At 73.5% G+C, this 15,653-nt stretch carries 13 protein-coding genes; 4 read left to right on the top strand and 9 right to left on the bottom strand.

Annotation, left to right across the window (positions count from 1 at the left end; translation table 11 throughout):
• Positions 1-53: 53 nt before the first annotated feature.
• The 4 genes from ACZ4VT_RS02275 to ACZ4VT_RS02260 all read right to left on the bottom strand — a co-directional run bounded on the left by ACZ4VT_RS02275 (position 54) and on the right by ACZ4VT_RS02260 (position 2,317).
• Positions 54-845 carry a transcriptional regulator gene (locus tag ACZ4VT_RS02275; protein WP_467945828.1) on the bottom strand — a complete coding sequence of 264 codons (792 nt, stop codon included), beginning with the start codon at positions 843-845 and terminating at the stop codon, positions 54-56.
• The gene (locus ACZ4VT_RS02270) at positions 842-1,237 is read right to left on the bottom strand and encodes a hypothetical protein (RefSeq protein WP_362799953.1); all 396 of its coding nucleotides are present in this window, start codon (positions 1,235-1,237) and stop codon (positions 842-844) included. The genes ACZ4VT_RS02275 and ACZ4VT_RS02270 overlap by 4 nt, the downstream gene beginning before the upstream one ends.
• Before the next feature lie 160 nt (positions 1,238-1,397).
• Complete coding sequence (locus tag ACZ4VT_RS02265; RefSeq protein WP_467945826.1) at positions 1,398-1,640, bottom strand: helix-turn-helix domain-containing protein; 243 nt, start codon at positions 1,638-1,640, stop codon at positions 1,398-1,400.
• A gap of 113 nt (positions 1,641-1,753) precedes the next feature.
• Positions 1,754-2,317 (bottom strand): TetR/AcrR family transcriptional regulator, encoded by a 564-nt coding sequence (locus ACZ4VT_RS02260; RefSeq protein ID WP_467945824.1) that lies wholly within the window; start codon positions 2,315-2,317, stop codon positions 1,754-1,756.
• A gap of 142 nt (positions 2,318-2,459) precedes the next feature.
• On the opposite strand from ACZ4VT_RS02260, the gene ACZ4VT_RS02255 reads away from it, so the two are divergent.
• Positions 2,460-3,776 (top strand): RsbRD N-terminal domain-containing protein, encoded by a 1,317-nt coding sequence (locus ACZ4VT_RS02255; protein ID WP_467945822.1) that lies wholly within the window; start codon positions 2,460-2,462, stop codon positions 3,774-3,776.
• Here the strand turns inward: ACZ4VT_RS02255 and ACZ4VT_RS02250 are convergent.
• From ACZ4VT_RS02250 to ACZ4VT_RS02235, 4 genes are all read right to left on the bottom strand, one after another.
• Complete coding sequence (locus ACZ4VT_RS02250; RefSeq protein WP_467945821.1) at positions 3,694-5,634, bottom strand: APC family permease; 1,941 nt, start codon at positions 5,632-5,634, stop codon at positions 3,694-3,696. The two genes, ACZ4VT_RS02255 and ACZ4VT_RS02250, sit on opposite strands and share 83 nt — an antisense overlap.
• Positions 5,635-5,685: 51 nt before the next feature.
• A complete protein-coding gene (locus tag ACZ4VT_RS02245) occupies positions 5,686-7,107 on the bottom strand; it encodes a PucR family transcriptional regulator (protein ID WP_467945819.1) in 1,422 nt (473 codons plus the stop codon).
• 160 nt (positions 7,108-7,267) lie between these two features.
• Positions 7,268-7,723, bottom strand: coding sequence for a (2Fe-2S)-binding protein (locus ACZ4VT_RS02240; protein ID WP_467945817.1), 456 nt, complete (start codon positions 7,721-7,723; stop codon positions 7,268-7,270).
• A gap of 58 nt (positions 7,724-7,781) precedes the next feature.
• Positions 7,782-10,100, bottom strand: a complete 2,319-nt coding sequence (locus ACZ4VT_RS02235; RefSeq protein WP_467945815.1) for a xanthine dehydrogenase family protein molybdopterin-binding subunit — start codon at positions 10,098-10,100, stop codon at positions 7,782-7,784.
• 485 nt (positions 10,101-10,585) lie between these two features.
• On the opposite strand from ACZ4VT_RS02235, the gene ACZ4VT_RS02230 reads away from it, so the two are divergent.
• Positions 10,586-12,007, top strand: coding sequence for a PP2C family protein-serine/threonine phosphatase (locus tag ACZ4VT_RS02230; protein ID WP_467945813.1), 1,422 nt, complete (start codon positions 10,586-10,588; stop codon positions 12,005-12,007).
• A gap of 140 nt (positions 12,008-12,147) precedes the next feature.
• Here ACZ4VT_RS02230 and ACZ4VT_RS02225 read toward each other — a convergent pair whose 3' ends face one another.
• On the bottom strand, positions 12,148-13,635 hold the full coding sequence (locus ACZ4VT_RS02225; protein ID WP_467945812.1) for a DNA-binding protein NsdB: 1,488 nt from the start codon (positions 13,633-13,635) through the stop codon (positions 12,148-12,150).
• A 230-nt stretch (positions 13,636-13,865) separates the two neighbouring features.
• On the opposite strand from ACZ4VT_RS02225, the gene ACZ4VT_RS02220 reads away from it, so the two are divergent.
• Together ACZ4VT_RS02220 and ACZ4VT_RS02215 are read left to right on the top strand one after the other, a co-directional pair.
• The gene (locus tag ACZ4VT_RS02220) at positions 13,866-14,990 is read left to right on the top strand and encodes an aminoglycoside phosphotransferase family protein (protein ID WP_362854934.1); all 1,125 of its coding nucleotides are present in this window, start codon (positions 13,866-13,868) and stop codon (positions 14,988-14,990) included.
• Between the two features lie 190 nt (positions 14,991-15,180).
• Positions 15,181-15,573, top strand: coding sequence for an MmcQ/YjbR family DNA-binding protein (locus ACZ4VT_RS02215; RefSeq protein ID WP_467945810.1), 393 nt, complete (start codon positions 15,181-15,183; stop codon positions 15,571-15,573).
• Positions 15,574-15,653: the final 80 nt, after the last annotated feature.

Genomic DNA, 15,653 nt, shown 5'->3' with positions numbered 1-15,653 from the left:
GGGCTGTCTCCGCTCGGAGCGGTCGGCGCGCAGGGCCGGTCGCAGCGGGAGCCTCACAGGCTTGCCTCCAGTGCGTCGCGTAACCGGCGGAGCAGCGCCACGTCCGGGGATTGGGCCTGGGTCATCCAGTCGGGCAGGGGTACCGCGACCGGCGGCGGAGCCGGGGTGTGCGGGGTTTCGACCAGTCCGGCCGCCGCGAGGCGGCGTACGTCGAGCAGCGTGTGGAAGGCGGGCCGGCCCAGCACCCACGCGAGGTCCGCCGGGGTGCGCACGCCGTCGGTCTCGCGCAGCAGGATCCGCTGCCGGGCGCTGACCGTCTGGCCGGGCGCGGCCGCCCGGGGCACCACGGGGGCGGTGTCGAGCAGCGGGTAGGGCCAGACCGCGTCGAGCAGTTCCCTGCGGCGGCGCGTCTCGCGTTCGACGGCGGCGGCGGGCACGGAGCGGACCGAGCCGATCCAGTGGGTGGCGCCGCGGCGGAACCGGGAGGGGCCGCTGCCGGGTGACAGGGCGAAGAACGCGGCGTCGAAGATGGCGGCGAGGTGGCAGATCTCCAGCTCGCCGCCGGCGAGCCCGCCGCTGTCGACGAGGAAGCGGGCGACCTGGCGGCGGGCGCCGGCCCGGTCGACCGCCTCGCGCCAGCGCTCGGGGGCGAGGCCGCCGCCGGTGGTGAGCAGGACGTCGAGGCCGGGGGTGGCCGGACTCTCCGCGTGCACGATGCGGCCGTCCTCCAGGAAGAGGGTGCCGCGGTCGCGGAGCAGGGCGCCGGTGGCGCGTTCCGCGGCGAGCCTGGTGAGGAGCGGGGAGACGGCCGCGAAGGTGTTCGCGGCCGGGGCCGGGGTGGTCATCTGAGCACCAGCCCTTCGGCCAGGGTCCTGAGTCTGTGGCGGGCGAGGGCGAGGTTGCCCTCGGTACGGTCGAGCCACAGGTGCAGGAAGACGCTGCTGTCGAAGCTCGTGTCGACGAAGCGCAGGACGTGGTACCCGGCGCGGGTCGTGACGATCAGGTCTTCGACGGGCGGTCCCGCCGTGTCATCGCCCGGCGCCGTCGAGGCGAAGGACTCGTACTCGGCGGCCGCCCGGGCCAGCTCGGCGGTCTCGGCGGCGGTGGTCTCGTGGTCGCCCACGGGCGACTCCCCGGCGGTGCCGAGGGCCAGTCCGCTGCTCCAGTCGACCAGCGCGGCCCCCCGCGCACCAGGCAGGGCCATGGCTTCGAGCAGGCATTCGTCGATCCCGGGCACGCGGGCTCCCCTCCCGGCCGGACGTGCTGTTTGCACGGTCGTACGGCGCGACAGGAGGGAACTTACTCAACTTCCACAGTACGAAAGGGCGTTCTGGCATTTTCCGCTGGAACATGCCATGAAGCGCGTGAGACCTTGGCCGGAACGCGTCGATATTTGATCACGAAGCGAGCGGGAGATCGTCCGCGAGGCGGAAAGAGCCGCCCTCGCGCTGGACGTAACCCTCGTGGCTGAGGGTGCGGAGCAGGTGGTAGACGGTGGGCAGGGGGATCCCGGTGACCCGGGCGAGCCGTTTGGCCGTCGCCCCGCCTTCGGCGTACATCGCTTCCACGAGGCGCAGTGCGCGCTGCACGGAACAGATCAGGGTGGGTGCGCTGTCCTTCTGCGTGTGGTCGGTACTCATGATGAGTCCCCCTGCTCGGTACGAGGCCTGGCGAACCCATCAAAGTCGCTCACCGGCCGCAAAACCAGCTGACTCGCGTATACCTGAGCATAAGATCACCGGATACCTCCCGGTCAGTCCGCGGACCGCTGCGGGAGGAGGCGCTCGACCATCGCCTCGATGAGCCCCTCCACCGGGTGGGCCTCCAGCATCGCCGGCGCGGTCAGGTCGTCCACGATCAGGCCCAGCATCGCGAGGTACAGCAGGACCACGCCCTGCCGGTCCCCGGGCAGCCCCGCCTCCAGGTGCCAGGCGATGTTCGCCTCCAGCTCCTCGCCCTGGAATCCGGCCAGCTCCGCCTGGAGTTCGGGGCGCCGGGTGCCCTCCAGCCTCAGCTCCAGCATCGCGATGTGCACGCTGCGCTCGCGCCGCATCCGCTCCAGCAGCCGGGTCAGCAGCACCTTGGTGTCCAGCGGGCCGGCCAGGTCCTCCGGCTCCGGCGTCAGCCGTTCCCGGGTGCGGTGCAGGATCTGTACGAGCAGCTGGGCCCGGTTGGCGAAGTAGTTCGAGGCGGTGCCCGTGGGCACACCGGCCTCGGCGTCCACCGCGCGCAGCGTCAGGCCGCGCGAGCCCTCGCGTGCCAGGACTTCGATGGCGGCGTCGAGCAGTGCGGCACGGCGCTGCGGATTCTGGCGCATGGGCGGTCCCTGGGGGTGGGTGCGGCACATCGCGTGAGGCACATCGGGGGATCACTGCAAGTGCAGTGCTTCGCCCACGGTAGCGGATGTGCCGTCTCCGCGCCCTCCCCACCGTCCCCTCCCCCGTGTCAGGCTGCCCGGCATGGAGCGGATCATCGAGGAGATACGCGAGGACCTGTCCCGCCGGCTCGCCGTCGCGGCGGACCGGCTCGCCGACCGGACGCTGACCGAGGATCCCGCCTACGCCGCCCTGCTCGGCCGGGCCGAGCTGCGCGAGCGGATCCACCACCACCTCCGCCAGGCCGTCGAGGGCCTGGTGCGCAGCTCGCGGGGGCTGCCCGTCGAGCTCGCCGACGCCCGGGCGACCGGCGCGCTGCGGGCCGAACAGGGGCTGCCGCTCGCCTCTCTGCTGCGCACCTACCGCCGTGGCGGCCGGCTGCTCTGGCAGACCCTCACCGAGGCGGTGGCCGCGCACGACCGGACGGCGCTGCCCCGGCTGCTGCCCGGTGCGCCCGCGTTATGGGACGTCCTGGACCAGCTGACGGACGCCCTCACCGAGTCGTACCACCGCACCGAGGCCGTACGCGCCGACCGCGACAGGGAACGCCGGGCGGCGCTGCTGGACGTCCTGCTCGACGGGGCGGCGGCCGACGGGGGGCCGACGGCCGCGGAGGCCGCGGCGCGGCTGGGCCTGCCGGAGCGGGGCCGCTTCGCGGTGGTCGTGGTGGGATCCGGCGGCGAGGGCCTGTCCGCCGGCCCGGCGGCCGCCAAGGCCGGGGCCGCCGCTCCGCGCGTGCTGTGGCGGATCCGCGGCGACGGGGAGATCGGCCTGGTGGAGCTGGGCCACCATCCGCTGGAGTCCGTACGGGAGCTGCTCGCGCCGCTCGGGCTGCGCGCCGGGGTCAGTCCGGTCGTCGGGGCGGCGGCCGAGCTGGCCGGGGCGCACCGGCTGGCGGTCCTGGCACTGCGCACGGCTCCAGAGTCCGGCGGTCCGCGCACGGCGCTGCTGGACGAACGGCTGCCGGCCGCGCTAATCGCCGCCCAGGCCGAACTCGCGGGCCGGCTGCGGCGGGTGGTGCTGGGCCCGGTGCTCGCGCTGCCCGCCGAGGACCGGCGGACGCTGCTGACCACCCTCGGGACCTGGCTCGCCTGCCAGGGCTCGACCACGTACTCCGCGCAGCGGCTGTACTGCCACCGCAACACCGTCTCCAACCGGCTGCGCCGCCTGGAGCAGCTCACCGGCCGCTCCCTCACCGACCCGCGGCACGTGGTGGAACTGGCGCTGGCGCACGCGGCGGTGGTCCAGCACACCGGGGCCCCGCAGGCGGCGGGCCCGCCCTCCGCGGTCCGGCAGGCCGCCGCGGCCGGGGAGGTGCCTACCCCTCCTGCCCCGCGGGCTGGGCGGACTTCGCCGACTCCAGCAGGTACGGGACGTCGATCACCGCGACGCCCGGCGTGAACAGCAGCCGCGCCTTCAGCCGCAGGGCGTTCTGGTTGTGCAGCGGCTGTTCCCACCAGTGCCCCACGACGTACTCGGGGATCACCACCGACAGCACGTCCGTGGCGTCGTCCGCGGCCAGTTCCTGGACGTGGGCCATGATCGGGCCCACCACCTCGCGGTAGGGCGAGTGCAGGATCTTCAGGGGCAGCCCCGGATCGTGCGCGGCCCAGGCCTCCCGCAGCCGGGCCGCCTCGCCCTCGTCCGCGGCGACGGTGACCGCCGTCAGGCTGTCGGGGCGCAGCCCTTGCGCGTAGCCGATGGCCTTGAGCGTCGGGGCCTGTACGGCGGCGACCAGTACGAGGACGTGGTGGCGGGCCGGCTCGCGCGGTTTGGCGCCGGGGGCCACGGCGACCTGCAGGGCGACCTGGTCGTAGTGGCGGCGTACGCCCTTCATGCCGAGGAAGAGCAGCGGCATGGCGATGACGACGAGCCATGCCCCGTGCGTGAACTTGGTGAGCAGGACGATGACCAGGACCAGCGCGGTCATGGAGGCGCCGACCGCGTTGATGGCGCGCCTGCGGTGGATGTGGACGCGCTCCTCGCGCGGGGTGGCGGGTGAGGCGAGCTGCTTGCCCCAGTGCCGGACCATGCCGGACTGGGAGAGGGTGAAGGAGACGAAGACGCCGATGATGTAGAGCTGGATGAGGCGGGTCAACTGGGCGTCGAAGGCCACGATGAGGGCGATCGCGGCGAGGGCGAGGAGTACGACGCCGTTGGAGTAGACGAGCCGGTCGCCGCGGTTGGAGAGCTGGCGGGGCGCGTACCGGTCCCTGGCCAGGATCGAGGCGAGCATCGGGAAGCCGTTGAAGGCGGTGTTCGCCGCGAGGATCAGCACGCCCGCGGTGACCGCCTGGAGCAGGTAGAAGAGGAAGTGCCAGCTGCCGAAGGTGGCACGGCCGATCTGGGCGAGGGCGGTGGAGGTCGCGGTGCCGGGCGGCAGGCCCAGTTCGGTGGGGTCGGCGGCGACGTGTACCTGGTACGACATGGCCAGGGCCGTGATGCCCGTGAACATCGTGGCCGAGAGCGCGCCCATCGCGGCGAGCGTGGTCGCCGCGTTCTTGGCCTTGGGCTTGCGGAAGGCGGGTACGCCGTTGCTGATCGCCTCGACGCCGGTGAGGGCGGTGCAGCCGGAGGCGAAGGCGCGCATCGCGAGGAAGACCAGGGCGATTCCGGTGTAGGTGCCTTCCGCGGTGATCGGCAGGTCGGCGGACTCGGCGCGGATGGTCTCGCCGGTCCCGAGGCGTACGGCGGCCACGGCGAACATCAGGTAGATGACGAGGACGAATCCGTAGGTGGGGATGGCGAAGATCCGGCCCGACTCCCGTACGCCGCGCAGGTTCATCAGGGTGAGCAGCACCACGGAGGCGACCGACAGGGCCACTTCGTGGTCGTTCAGCGCGGGAATGGCGGAGGTGATGGCGGAGACGCCGGAGACGACGGAGACCGCGACGGTCATCACGTAGTCGACGAGCAGTGCGCTCGCGGCGGTGAGCGCGGCGGTCTGGCCGAGGTTCTCCGCGCTGACGACGTACGCGCCGCCCCCGCCGGGATAGGCGTGGCAGGTCTGCCGGTAGGAGGCGACGACCACCAGGAGCAGGAAGACGATGGCGGCGGCCGCGTACCAGGTCAGGTGGAGCAGTGCGACGCCGCCGAGGGCCAGGATCAGCAGGATCTCCTCGGTGGCGTAGGCCACGGAGGAGAGCGGGTCGCTGCAGAAGATCGGCAGGGCGAGCCGTTTGGGCAGCAGGGTCTCGCCCAGGCGCGCGGTGTCCAGCGGTTCACCGACCAGCACGCGTTTCGCATGGATTCGCCTCATTCGGGCATGATCGTCGATTCCTTTCGCCGATCATCCCTTTTGCGGCTTGTGTCACCCTGCGAGCTCCTCCGCCCGGTGAGCCAGCCACAGGTCGTGCCGGGCGCTCGGGGACTGGAGCAGGGAGCGCTCCAGCAGCACCTCGATACGGGTCAGCCGCTTGCGGGCGCCCGGGACCGAGACGCCCAGCGCCGCGGCCGTCGCCGCGAGTTGCGCGTCGTGCGCCAGCCAGGCGCGGACCGTGGCACGGGCACCCGACGGGGCGTCCGGTCCGCTCAGCGCGCTCAGCTGGGCGCGGGCCCAGGCGGTCACGCGCGGATCGCCCAGCACCGCGTCGAGACCGGGCGCGGCCGCCGCCGCGTCCGCCCCCTTCCCCCGCCACGCCCCCGGGGTCAGCCGCAGCGCCAGCGAGAGCGCCGCCTGGTCCCCGAGCCGCGCGAGGTCCAGCCCGAGCAGCGCCTCGACCAGCCGGAGCCTGGCGGCGAGGGTGTTGCGGTGGATCTTCAGCAGCCGCGTGGCGTGCGAGGTGAAGTTCAGCCAGGCGTGGGCGGTGGCGCGCAGTTCCTGTCCGCCGGGGTCCTGGGGACGCCGGGGCTCGTACGCGTACAGGGGCGCGAGCAGAGCCTGCGCCCAGCCGGCCCCGGCCTCGTGCGCGGCGAGCACCAGCTCGGGGCCGGGCCCGAAGCGGGCGTGCCGCTCGCCCCGCTCCCGGGCCACGGCCAGGGCGTGGAAGGCCTGCTGGTAGGCGGCCGGGGCCTCGCGCAGGCGCAGCTCCCCGCTGACCCCGACCGTGCAGTCCGGGGCCACCGCCACCAGCGCCTCGGCGAGGGGATCGTGGCCGGCGGACACCGCGGCCGGCCCGGCCGGGACCAGCACGATGAGGTGGCGTACGTAGACCGGGCAGCGCACGATCCAGGCCCGGCCGTCCGTCAGCTCCTCGCACCGTCGCGCCACTTCGGCGCGCCGGCCGGTGCGGCATTCGACGACGTACATCCGCATCGGCTCGGGCAGCGAGGGCCCCAGCGCCTCGGCGATCTGGTGGGCGGTGGAGAGCCGCCCGTTCATCAGCAGGTGCAGGACCGCCTCGCGGGCCCGCGACTCGGCGAGCGCGGCCCGCTCCTCCCGCCGCGCGGCCTCCTCGGCGCGCAGGACGAGCGCCAGCGGTACGGCGGCGTCCGCGAGCAGGGCGGCGGCGTCGGGGTGGTGCGGCTGTTCGAGTACGGCGGCCAGCGCGCGCCCGCCGTCCAGCGCGAACAGCAGCGTCGCGGAGCCGGGGGCGTGCAGGACGGCCGACCGTACGCCGCGGGCGCTCAGCTCGGCGGCGCCCCGCACCGCGGTCTCCGGCCCCGGGCCCCGCCCGGCGTCCACGACCCCGGTCCATCCGCCGAGGCGGGCGCAGAGCCACTCCAGCAGCGCGGCCGATCCTCCGGCGTGGGCGAGCCGGTGCAGCTTGAGGACGTCGTCGGACCGGGGCACGGGCGCATTCAACCACCCGCCGCTCACTGTGCGCTGTGATACCCGTCTCGCCGGGTCACTGGGCACGGCGAACCCTGCCAACGGCCTTTCGGCCGCGTAGGTTTGGCCAGGAGCGGCCGGGTCCCGGCATTCACGGGGGAAGACCGGGATCCGCCGCCGCTCACATCGTGGCGGCCGCGCTGCGGATGGCCTCGCGGATGCGGAAGTACGTACCGCAACGGCAGATGTTGGCGATGGCGTCGATGTCCTCGTCCGTGGGCTCGCTGGTGCGCTGGAGCAGGGCGACGGCGGCCATGATCTGGCCGGGCTGGCAGAAGCCGCACTGGGCGACGTCCTGTTCGAGCCAGGCCTCCTGGACCGGGTGCAGGTCGTCCCCGTTCGCCAGCCCCTCGATGGTGGTCACCGACCTGCCCGCGCACGCGGAGACGGGCACCACGCACGGGCGGACGTCGACGCCGTCGAGGTGGCTCGTGCAGGCCTTGCAGACGTCCACCCCGCAGCCGTACTTGGGGCCGCGGACTCCCAGCATGTCGCGGAGCACCCACAGCAGGGGCAGATCGTCGGGCGCGTCCACGGTGACGCTCTGCCCGTTGACGGTGAAGGTGTGCGAGGGCACGGCGTACTCCTGGGTCCGGGGCCGGCGAGGGGAGTGGGGAACGGGCGGGGGAAGCGGGCTAGCGGGGGTAGGGGGTGAAGTCGACGTCGAAGTCGAGGGGGAAGCTGCGCGGCTTGGAACCGGTGGCCCGGGCCCACGCGTTGGCGATCGCGCCGACGGCGGCGGGCACGCCGAGCTCGCCCGCGCCGCCCGGCTCCTCACCGGTGGCCGGCAGCACGAAGACCCGTACGTCGCGCGGGGTGTCCCGCTGCTGCGCCCAGTGGAACTGGCTGTAACTGCCTTCCAGTGGGAGCCCCTTGTCCAGGTGCAGGCCCGCGCGCAGGGTGGTGGAGATGGCATCGGTGAGACCGCCGATCATCTGGGCCTCCAGTCCGCGCGGGTTGACCGGAAGGCCCACGTCCACGGCGATGACCGCCTTGGTGACGCGGACGTGTTCCGGGTCGCGGGTGTCGATCTCGACGAGGCACGCGGTGCGGGACTTGTACTCCTCGTGGAAGGCGATGCCCTGCGCGCGGCCCGCCTCCATCGGCCGCCCCCACTCCCCTTCCGCGGCCACCTTGTCGAGTACGGCGCGCTGGGCGTCGGTCTTCAGGAAGGTGCGGCGGAAGCGGTAGGGGTCCCGGCCCGTGCGCGCGGCGAGTTCGTCGACCACGATCTCCTCGGCGCCGCGCGTGTTGGCGGAGTACACCGAGCGCCAGGATCCGGTGGGGATGCCGGTGGGCACCTCCGTGAGCGCCTGGGTGGTGAGCCCGAAGTGGTAGGGGGACTTCACCGTGGTCAGGAACAGGGTCTGGGCCAGGGTGGCGTTGCCGATCCCCAGCGGCAGGTTCGCCGCGGTGGCGGTGATGATCTCGCCGAGCCCGTGCCGGAAGTCGGTCTCGGCGGCGGCGACCCGGTGCTCGAAGCTGAGGACCTCGCCCAGCAGGTGGGTGGCCCGGATCTTGTGGTGGGTGGCGGGGCGCATCCGGCCGTGCCGGGTGTCGTCCACGCGGGTCCACATCAGCCTGACCGGGCGGCGGCAGGCCTTGGAGACGCGGGCGGCCTCCAGGGCCGCGTCGAAGAAGAGCCGCCGGCCGAAGGAGCCGCCGGCCTGGACCACGTGCACCCGCACCTTGGACAGGGGCAGGCCGAGGTCGGCGGCGATGGTCTCGCGGGCCACGATCGGGGACTTGAGGCCGGACCAGATCTCGGCGCGGTCGTCGCGGACGTCGGCGATGGCGGAGTTGGTCTCCATCGGGGCGTGGCTGACGAAGGCGAAGTCGAACTCGGCGTCCACGTACGGGGTCAGCAGCGGCGGCACCAGCAGCGGCGGGGTGGCGGCGCGCAGCTTGGCGCGGATCTGGGTGTCGGACAGCTGGTCGGCGGGACCGGGTCCCCAGGTGACCTGGAGGGCCGACTTGGCGGTGATGGCCTGCCCGAAGGTCTCGGCGACGACGGCGACCCCGGTGGGGACGGTCACCACGTGCAGGACGCCCGGCATGGCCCGGACGGCGGCGAGGTTGGTGACGGTGCGGACGGTGCCGCCGAGGGTGGGCGGGCGGCGCACCACGCAGGGTTTGGCGCCGGGCACGTCGAGGTCGAGGGTGTACTGCTGGGCGCCGGTGACCATGGCGCGGGCGTCGACGCGGCTGGTGGGCCTGCCCACGAGCGTGTGCTTCGCGGTCTTCTTGGGGGTGGCGCCGAGGACGATCAGGCCGGGGTCGGCGGCGGCCGCGGCGAGGGAACCGTAGTCGGCGCTGCGGCCGTCGGGGGCGCGGACGGCGCCGTTCGCGGTGGTCAGTGACGCCGCGGAGAGGCCCCAGCGGCGGGCGGCGGCCGCGACGAGCCGGGCCCGGGCGGTGGCGGCGCACTGGCGGACGGGCCCGTAGAGGGAGCGGATCGAGTTGGAGGATCCGGTGAGCTGGTTGAAGAGCAGCTCGGGCCGCGCGTCGTCCAACTCCACGCGTACGCCGGCCAGGGGCGCGTCGAGTTCCTCCGCGACCAGCATGGCGACGGCGGTGGTGAGGCCCTGGCCGACCTCCTCGCGCGGCAGCCGGAAGCGGATGGTGCCGTCCGCCTCGACGGCGAGCGCCAGCAGGGCGGAGGTGGGCGCCCCGGCCAGGATGAACAGGTCACCGAGGTCGATCACGTCGGCGATGGCGGGCAGCGACGGCACCACGGCGTGGGCGGGCTGCGGGGCGAGCGCGTCGCCGCCGGCGCGGGTGACGAGGGCGAGGGTCGGCGCGGCCACGAGGTAGGTGAGGAAGGACCGGCGGCTCTGCCCGGCGCGACGGGTCTGCCCGGTGGTGCCGTCCTGACGCGTGGCCCGGTCTTGCCCGGGGGCGTGATCCTGCCCGGCGGCGTGGTCCTGCCCGGCGGCGTGGTCGTACCCGCTCATGTCCGTCGTCCCCACGCTGCCCGGGCCCGCCCGCGCGGACCTCCCCCGGTTCGTTACCGGCACGTAGAGTAGCGACCCGCCGGTGCGGTGGGAAGCCTCGGCTCCGCACCGACTCGCGGCAGGGGGTCCTCCGTTCGGGGGTATCTCGCCCAGGCTCGTTGATCCGGGCCCGGTACGAGTACGCCGCCCGGCCGGCCTCGCACGCCTCGGCCGTACGATCGAGCGACGGCCGGCGAGGGCCGGTTTCCGGCCGCCGCCACCGGCCCGCCCCGGCCCCCACCGGCAGGTGCCGGCCCCGTCCCGCCGAAGGGCGCTGACCGGATTCGTTCGCACACGAAACAGCCGCCGGAAGGCCTACGGCATATGCCAAAAGCAAGAACGTTGCGGATGTTGCCAAACGCCTTACACGCCGTCGCGCCCTGTGCAACAGTCATTACCGGTCCTTCCTTCAGACTTGGCCGTGCCGCGCCTGTATCGGAGTTCTCATGCCGTCCCACCTGTTCGCGGACCGTTCCGCGCAGCCGCCAGAGCCGGGGTCGGTGGACGCGCTGATCTCTCAGACCCGGCGGCTGCGGGGAGAAGTGGACGCGGTCCGCCGCGACACCGTCGTGGACGACGACGACGCCCAGGGCCGCTGGCAGCGCGCACTGTGCGATCTCGCCGTCCACCACCTCGACGACCTCCGCGAGCACCTCGGCCAGCTCAAGGAGGGCCTGCCGCCGGTGCCCGAGACCGTCGAGCTCCCCCAGGCGGCGCCCGAGGCGGGGCCCGAGGCCCAGACCCGCGTCGGCAGCGCCGAGTGGAACCTGCTGACGGACGAAGTCAGCTGGTCCGACGAGCTGTTCCAGATCTTCGGCCGCTCGCCCGAAACCGGCGCGCTCCCCCTCGACGAACTGGGCTCCACCCTGTTCTCCGAGGACCAGCCGCTGCTCACCGCGTGGGTCACCGCCTGCCTGGTGGACGGCAAACCGATCGACGGCGAGTTCCGCATCGTCCGGGCCGACGGCCGCGTCCGGACGCTGCACATGAGGGGCGAGCCGGTACTCGACTCCGACGGCTGCACGGCCTCCATGTGGGCCGTGCTCCGCGACGTGAGTGAACTGCGCCGGAGCCAGCGCGCGGTGCGCGAGTCCCGTGACTCGCTGCAGCGCCAGCGGGAGATCGCGCAGACCGAGCACCGGCTGGCGGTCGAGCTGCAGGAAGCCGTGCTCCCCCCGTGGCGCGGCTCCCTGCGGTTCCCGCACAGCAGCGCGGGCACTCTCGACGTGGCCGCCCACTACCTGCCGTCCGCGACCAGCGCGCTGATCGGCGGCGACTGGTACGACGCGCTCGAACTCCCCGACGGACGCTCGATGCTGACGGTCGGTGACCTGACCGGGCACGGGGTGACCGCCACCTCCGGGATGGCGATGATGCTGGGCGCCCTGCGCGGGATGGCCATGGCGGGGATCGAGCCCGGCCCGCTGATGGGCTGGCTCAACCAGCTCCTGGAGACCTCCGTGCAGCCGGCGCTCGGCTCGGCCGTGTGCTGCCGCTACGATCCCGCGCGCCGGGTGCTGTCCTGGGCTCAGGCGGGCCACCCGGCACCGCTGCTGTTCCGCCGCGGGGCGGGCCGGTCCCTGCTGCCGCCGGAGGGCGTCCTGCTGGGCGCGACCTCCGGAGCCTCGTACGGGCAGGCCGAGGAACGGCTGGAAGTCGGCGACCTGTTGGTGCTGCACACGGACGGACTGACCCCGCGCAGCATCGAGTTCAGCCGGGCCGACGGCACCGAACGGCTCCTGGCGCTCGCGCCGCGGTTCTCGGCGGCGCGGTCGGCGCAGGACTGCGTACGGCTCGTCATCGAGGAGTTCGGCGAGAGCGAGCGGGAGGACGACGCCTGCGTGCTCGTGGCCAGGGTGGGCGGGTAACGGGCGCGAACCGTCCGGGCTTCAGGGCCCACGGGTCGCCCACGGCTTCAGGGGCCGCGCCGGAAGGCGCGGCCTTTCTCGTCTCCGTACACGTACACGGTGTGGGGGGGCACTCGGGGCGGACGGGGGCCGGCGTGGGACTACACCCCCGTGGCGCGCGGCGCCGGGCTGTCCGGGAGGGCCAGCTTGATCTCCTGGCGCAGGTCCTCGATGCGCGCGGAGCCGGAGTACTGGGCGGTGAGCCGGTACATCTCGCGCAGCCGGTCCCAGGTCCGGTGCGAAGAGGTCTCGTTCATCGAGACCAGGGCGAGGCGCGCGTACCGGTCGGCCTGTTCCGGCTCGTCGGCGATGAAGCAGGCCGAGGCCATGGAGATGTAGTCGAAGATCTGCGAGCGCTGGTAGCCCTCGCCGCGCAGCCGCAGGGCCTCACGGGCGTGGCGCGCGGCGATCGGGGCCGCCGAGGCGTCGTGGTCGGCGAGGGTGCGGTAGGCGAGGGCCTGCATGCCGTGCAGGTCGGCCTCGTCGAAGTGCTGCATCCAGCTCGGCGGCGGTACGTCGCCCTTGTCGGAGACGAACAGCTCCTCCGCCTCGCCCAGGGTGCGGCGCATCGCCTGGCCCTTGCCCAGGGCGGCCTGCGCCCAGGCCTCGATGGTGTGCAGCATGGCGCGGGTGCGCGGCAGGGTCTGCTCGCCCGAGCCCGACTGGGCGAGCTTCATCAGGTCCAGGGCCTCGTTCGGCTTGCCCAGGTGGACCATCTGACGGGCGGCGCGGGACAGCGCCTCACCGGCGCGCGGCCGGTCGCCCCCCTCGCGGGCGGCGTGCGCCGCGATGACGAAGTACTTCTGCGCCGTGGGCTCCAGGCCCACGTCGTGGGACATCCAGCCCGCGAGCACGGCCAGGTTGGCCGCCACCCCCCACAGGCGCCGCTGGAGGTGGTCGGGGTGGTGGTAGGCGAGCATCCCGCCCACCTCGTTGAGCTGGCCGACGACGGCCTTGCGCTGGAGTCCGCCTCCTCTGGAGGCGTCCCAGGCGCGGAACACCTCGACGGAGCGCTCCAGCGCCTCGATCTCCTGGGAGCCGATCGGGGCCGCCTCGTAGCGGTCGTATCCCGCGGGATCGGCCTGGAAGGCCTCCCCGAAGTGCCGCGCCTCCTTCGCGAGGGCGGGGTCGGTGTGCAGCCAGTCGTACATGGCGTTGCTGAGGGCGGAGCCGGCGGTGAGCACGGCGCCCGCGCCCATCAGACCGCGACGGTTGAGCATGAGGTCCATTCCCGTGAATTCGGTGAGGACCGCGGCTGTGCGTTCGGGCGCCCACGGCATCCCGTCGGGGTTCTCTCGAGCCCCTTCCGGCTGCCGTCTGGAGGTGCGCCGCTGCCGTACGAACCCGAGGTCCTCGATGGTCACGACACGACCGAGCCGCTCGGTGAACAGTGCTGCCAGTACCGTGGGCACCGGTTCGCGCGGGGTCTCCCCCATGTCGATCCAGCGCCGCACCCGCGAGGTGTCGGTGGCCAGCTGGGGGTGGCCCATGGCCGCCGCCTGCCGATTGACCATCCTCGCCAGTTCGCCCTTCGACCAGCCGGCCAGGCCGAACAGGTCGTTCAAGCGGGTGTTTGGACCTTTGCTCACGTCAAGCCCCCAGGTTCTCGGCTGAGTTGACAGTAGCCCCCCGTCAGATGCCCAGCGACTATTCGCCAGGCTTCGCCAGGGCACGCCCGATGGTTCGCCACCTTGCGCCGGGTGTCAGGTAGGAATGCGCCTCCCCGACCCGGTCACCGGCGGAACTCCCCAGGGTGAAGCACGGGATCCGGCGGGGCGGCGTACGCAACTCGTCGGCGCACGAAGGGATCCGTATCACCATGTACGCAGCAACGTCCTCCGTGTCCGCACCGGTCCGGCCGCACCGCACGCTTCCGGCGGGCGGCGGCCCCTACCTCGAACCCGGCCGCCCGTCGGCACCGGTGCAGGGCACCGTCCGGGCGCGGCGCATGCCGGGTACCGGGTCACAGCCCGTCAGCGGCAGAATCGACCTCTCGGGGCCGCAGGGGGCGCAACTGCGCACCGCCCTCGCCTCGGTGCAGCGGATCTGTCCGGAGTTCGCGCCGGTGCAGGTGCTGCGGCGCAGCGGCCGCTCGGTCCTCCTGGTGGGCACCACAGGGCGGATGACCGCCGTCGCGAAGGTTTTACTGGACCACTCGCCGGAGTGGCGCGAGCGCTACCGGCACGAAATAGCGGCGTACCGGACGTTCGTCCGGCACCGCCCGCCGGTCCGGGTGCCGCGGCTGATCGCCGCCGACCCCGAGAACTGCACGCTGGTGGTGGAGCGGATGGCGGGCCGGGTCGCGGCCCTGCAGCGGCACCCGGTGGAGCCGCCGCCGCGGGTGGACCTGCGGGCGGCCCTGGGCGCGGTGTGCCGGGTCAACCAGTGGCGGCCGCCGGCCGAGCTGTTCGGCACCCCGATGAACTACGCGCGGCGGATCGCCCGCGACTACGAGTTGGGGCTGCTGACCGACCGGGACCTCGGCGACCTGCAGAAGCTGCTGCACGGCGTGAAGCTGTCGGGCACGGCGCTGCAGTTCAACCACGGTGACGCCCTGCTGTCGAACCTGCTGCTGTCCCCGGCCGGTCCGGTGCTGCTCGACTGGGAGCACGCCGGCTGGTACCTGCCGGGCTACGACCTCGCCACCCTGTGGACGGTCCTGGGCGACGCCCCGGCCGCCCGCGCCCAGATCAGCCGGCTCGCCCAGTCGGCGGGTCCGGCCGCGCGGGACGCCTTCCTGGTCAATCTGATGCTGGTGCTGACCCGGGAGATCCGGATGTCCGAGACGGCGGTGCAGCGTTCGATGCTGGCGACCGCCCCGACCCAGCCGCTGCCGGCGGGCTCCCTGTCCTCCGGGGAGGAGCAGCGGCTGCTGCTCCGCCGACTGCACGACGACGCCGGGATGGCGCGCAGAGCGGTCCGCGCGGCGGTCGGCACGCGCTGATCCGCCCGATGGGCCAGGCGTCCCCTGTACGCGAAGTCCCGTGGCCCCCACCGCCACGGGACTTCGCTCGTTCGCGGGTGCGCAGACGCCCGGGGGCGGGGCGGGCGGCTTCCCGGCCGCGCGGTGCGGTCGTGCCCCGGTGTCCCGTCGGGCTCCGTTAGCGTGGGGAGACCATCGACGGGAGGCGCTGATGAAGTCCGGAGTGCGCAAGTGGGAGGCGGTGCGGGAGTTCGCCCTCGGTCTTCCGGAGGCCGTGGAGGATCACCCGTGGGGTCCCGAGGACTGCGTGGTGAAGGTGAACAAGAAGATCTTCGTCTTCCTGGGCAGCACCGACGGGCCGGGGCAGCCCGGTCTGTCCGTCAAGCTCAAGGACGAGGCGCTGCACGGGCACGCGATGACGGCGCCGGGAGCGGAGCCCACCGGATACGGTCTGGGCCGCTCCGGCTGGGTGTCCGTTCCGCTGGCGGAGAAGGGGGCGCCCTCCGTGCAGGTGCTGTGCGAGTGGGTGGAGGAGAGCTACCGGACGGTGGCCCTGAAGCGGCACGTGAGGGAACTGGATACCCGGATCCAGGGGGAGGGCTGAGGTCTCGGTCTTGTGCTCGGGCGCCGGATGCCTTGACATCACATGATCCCCCGAAGACCTTTTCTGACTCAGCATCAGAC

Source organism: Streptomyces sp. NPDC029164 (genome assembly GCF_055563995.1).
This window is presented reverse-complemented; position numbering and strand designations above follow the sequence as displayed.